The organism is Tabrizicola sp. (genome assembly GCF_041911175.1).
In the GTDB taxonomy this organism is placed as follows: domain Bacteria; phylum Pseudomonadota; class Alphaproteobacteria; order Rhodobacterales; family Rhodobacteraceae; genus Tabrizicola.
On sequence record NZ_JAYRPN010000054.1, the window covers coordinates 1 to 3,144 of the forward strand.

At 68.5% G+C, this 3,144-nt stretch carries 4 protein-coding genes; all 4 read left to right on the forward strand.

Features of this window, described 5'->3' with window-relative positions; all coding sequences use genetic code 11:
* Positions 1–236, forward strand: a 236-nt coding sequence (locus tag ACE3P6_RS07125; protein WP_374393177.1) for a hypothetical protein, incomplete at its 5' end; no start/stop codon positions are given.
* On the forward strand, positions 233–1,117 hold the full coding sequence (locus tag ACE3P6_RS07130; RefSeq protein ID WP_374393179.1) for a DUF2163 domain-containing protein: 885 nt from the start codon (positions 233–235) through the stop codon (positions 1,115–1,117). The genes ACE3P6_RS07125 and ACE3P6_RS07130, both read left to right, overlap by 4 nt.
* Complete coding sequence (locus ACE3P6_RS07135) at positions 1,114–1,560, forward strand: NlpC/P60 family protein (RefSeq protein ID WP_374393181.1); 447 nt, start codon at positions 1,114–1,116, stop codon at positions 1,558–1,560. Before ACE3P6_RS07130 ends, ACE3P6_RS07135 begins: the two co-directional genes overlap by 4 nt.
* A 9-nt stretch (positions 1,561–1,569) precedes the next feature.
* On the forward strand, positions 1,570–3,144 hold a 1,575-nt coding region (locus tag ACE3P6_RS07140; protein ID WP_374393184.1), incomplete at its 3' end, for a glycoside hydrolase TIM-barrel-like domain-containing protein.

The following is a 3,144-nucleotide window of genomic DNA, read 5'->3' on the forward strand; positions in this document are numbered from 1 at the left end:
CTCAAGACCCTGATCGGAGCATGACCATGAACTGGACCCTCGCACGTGGCCTCGTCTATCTGGCCTGCCTTGCCGCCTCTGGCCTCGCTGTGGCGGGACTGGCGGATTTCGACCTCGCCACCGGCACGCTCGATATTCGCCCCTTCAATCTCTATGCCCTGACCGGCGCAACCGGTGGCGTCGTGTCTTCGCTCCTGGCGTCCGTGGCCCTGCTCCGCGGCTGGGGGCGGAAGTGAAATCGCTCCCGCCCGCGCTGCAGGCCCATCTGGGCGAGGGGACGACGACGCTCGCCTGGTGCTGGCGCATCACTCGCGCCGATGGCGTGACCTTCGGCTTCACCGACCACGACCGGACCCTGTCGTTTGACGGGACCGAGTTTGAACCCGAAAGCGGGCTGACAGCGTCCGAGGTGCGCTCGGGCTCCGACCTCTCGGTCGATGCGCAGGATGCCCAAGGTGTGCTTTCCTCCGACCGGATTACCGAGACCGACATCCTCGACGGTCGCTGGGACAATGCGGCGGTCGAGGTCTGGCGGGTGAACTGGGCGAGCCCGGCGCAGCGCTTGCTTCTGCGGCGCGGGGCCATCGGTCAAATCCGGCGCGGGCGGCTGGCCTTCGTGGCCGAGGTGCGGAGCCTCGCCCATGTCCTCGGCCAGACTGTCGGGCGGACGTTTCAGGCCAGCTGCGACGCCGCGCTGGGCGACGCACGCTGCGGCGTGAACCTCGATGCCCCAGCCTTCAAGGGCACCGGCGCTGTGATCGATGTGCTGCGCGACCGCGCCTTCACGGCCACCGGCCTCGGCACGTTCGCGGCAGGCCAGTTCGCCTTCGGTCTGGTCGAATGGACCAGCGGCGCGAATGCCGGGCGGCGGGTCGAAGTGCTGTCGCACGACATCGTCGACGGGGTAGCGATCCTGATCCTGCTTGAAGCACCGGTGCGGCCGATAACGGCGACGGATGCCTTCGTGGTCCGGGCGGGCTGCGACAAGCGGATCGCGACCTGCGGGACGAAGTTCGCCAATTTCGCCAACTTCCGAGGGTTCCCGCACATACCGGGGCAAGACGCCGTGCTGCGCTACGCCACCAAGGATGGCGGCCACGAGGGGGCGGTCCTGTGACTACGCCCCTCCCAACCGCCGATCCCGCCCGCGTGATCGCCGCCGCCCGGTCCTGGCTCAGCACACCCTATCACGACCAGGCCAGCGTGCGCGGAGTCGGCTGCGACTGCCTCGGCTTGGCACGGGGCGTCTGGCGCGAGGTCGTCGGCCCGGAGCCCTTCCCGATCCCGTCCTACAGCCGGGACTGGGGCGAGACCGGGCCGCGCGAGGTGCTGGCCGAAGGGGCGCGACGGATGATGCCGGAACTCGCCCCATCCGAGGCCGCGCCCGGCGCGCTGATCCTGTTCCGGATGATGCCGCGCGCCATCGCCAAGCATGTAGGCATCCTGACCGGACCCGACACCTTCCTCCACGCCTATGAACGCCTCGGTGTGATCGAGGAACCGCTGACGCCCGCCTGGCGACGGCGCATCGCCTTCGCCTTCCTGTTCCCCGCACGCTGAGATTTCCACATGGCCACCCTTGTCCTTGGTGCCGTCGGTTCCGCCATCGGCGGGGCCTTCGGCGGCGCAATCCTCGGTTTTTCCGGGGCCGCCATCGGCGGATTCATCGGCTCCACCATCGGTTCGGTGGTCGACAGCTGGATCGTGTCCTCGCTGGCACCCGCGCAGAAGATCGAGGGGCAACGCCTCGACAGCCTGCGGATCACCTCGGCCACCGAAGGGGCGATCATCCCGCGACTCTATGGGCGCATGCGCATCGGCGGCAACATCATCTGGGCGACCGATTTCCGCGAAGAGACGAAGACCACGACGCAAGGCGGCGGCAAGGGCGGGCGCGGCGGCAAGGTCCAGACGACCGAGTACCTTTACTATGCCAGCTTCGCGGTGGCGCTCTGCGAAGGCGCGATCACTGGCATCGGGCGCATCTGGGCCGACGGCAAGCCGCTCGACATGACCGGGATCACCTGGCGCTGGTATCGAGGCGACGAAACCCAGGCAGCCGACCCGTTCATCGCCGCCAAAATGGGCGCCGCCAACACGCCCGCCTACCGCGGCACCGCCTATGTCGTCTTCGAGGAACTGCCGCTATCCACTTACGGCAACCGCCTGCCGCAACTGTCGTTCGAGGTCTTTCGGCCGCTGGCTGATCCGGACACCGCCGAGGGGCTGGTCAAGGCTGTCACCATGATCCCGGCCTCGGGCGAGTTCACCTACGCCACGGAGGCTGTCCGCAAGACGGTCGGGGCGACGACGACGGTCTTCGGCCAGACCACTGGCGGCACGACCTCGGCCGAGAACCTGAATGCGCTGCCCGACGAGGCCGATATCGTCGTGGCCCTCGACCGGTTGCAGGCCATGGCTCCGGCGGTCGAGAGCGTCAGTCTGGTCGTCGCCTGGTTCGGCAATGATCTGCGCGCGGGCAACTGCACGATCAAGCCCGGCGTCGAAGTGGCGACGAAGGTCACCAGCCCCAAGACCTGGACGGTCAATGGCGTGGCGCGGACGAATGCGCATCTGGTCAGCCGGGATACTGAGGATCGCCCGGTCTACGGCGGCACACCTGCGGATTTCGCGGTGGTGCAGGCGATCCGCGAGATGAAGGCGCGCGGCCTGCGGGTGACGTTCTATCCCTTCCTCCTGATGGACGTCCCGCCCGGCAACACGCTGCCGAACCCCTACAGCGCGAATGCCGCCACGTCAGGTCAGCCTTCCTTCCCCTGGCGCGGGCGTATCACCTGTTCCCCGGCTGCAGGCTTCGCCGGGACCGCCGACAAGACCGCCGCGGCCGCGACGCAGGTTTCCAGCTTCTTCGGCGCCGCCACCCCGGCGCAGTTCGCGGTGTCGGGCGACAATGTCAGCTGGACTGGGCCCACAGGCGATTGGGGCCTGCGCCGGATGATCCTGCACCACGCCCATCTCTGCGCGGTCGCGGGCGGTGTTGACGCCTTCCTGATCGGGACCGAGATGCGCGGGCTGACCACCATCCGCTCCAGCGCCAGCGCCTATCCGGCAGTGACGGCCTTCAAGGCGCTGGCGGCGGATGTGAAGGCCATCCTCGGACCAGGCACCAAGGTGGGCTACGCC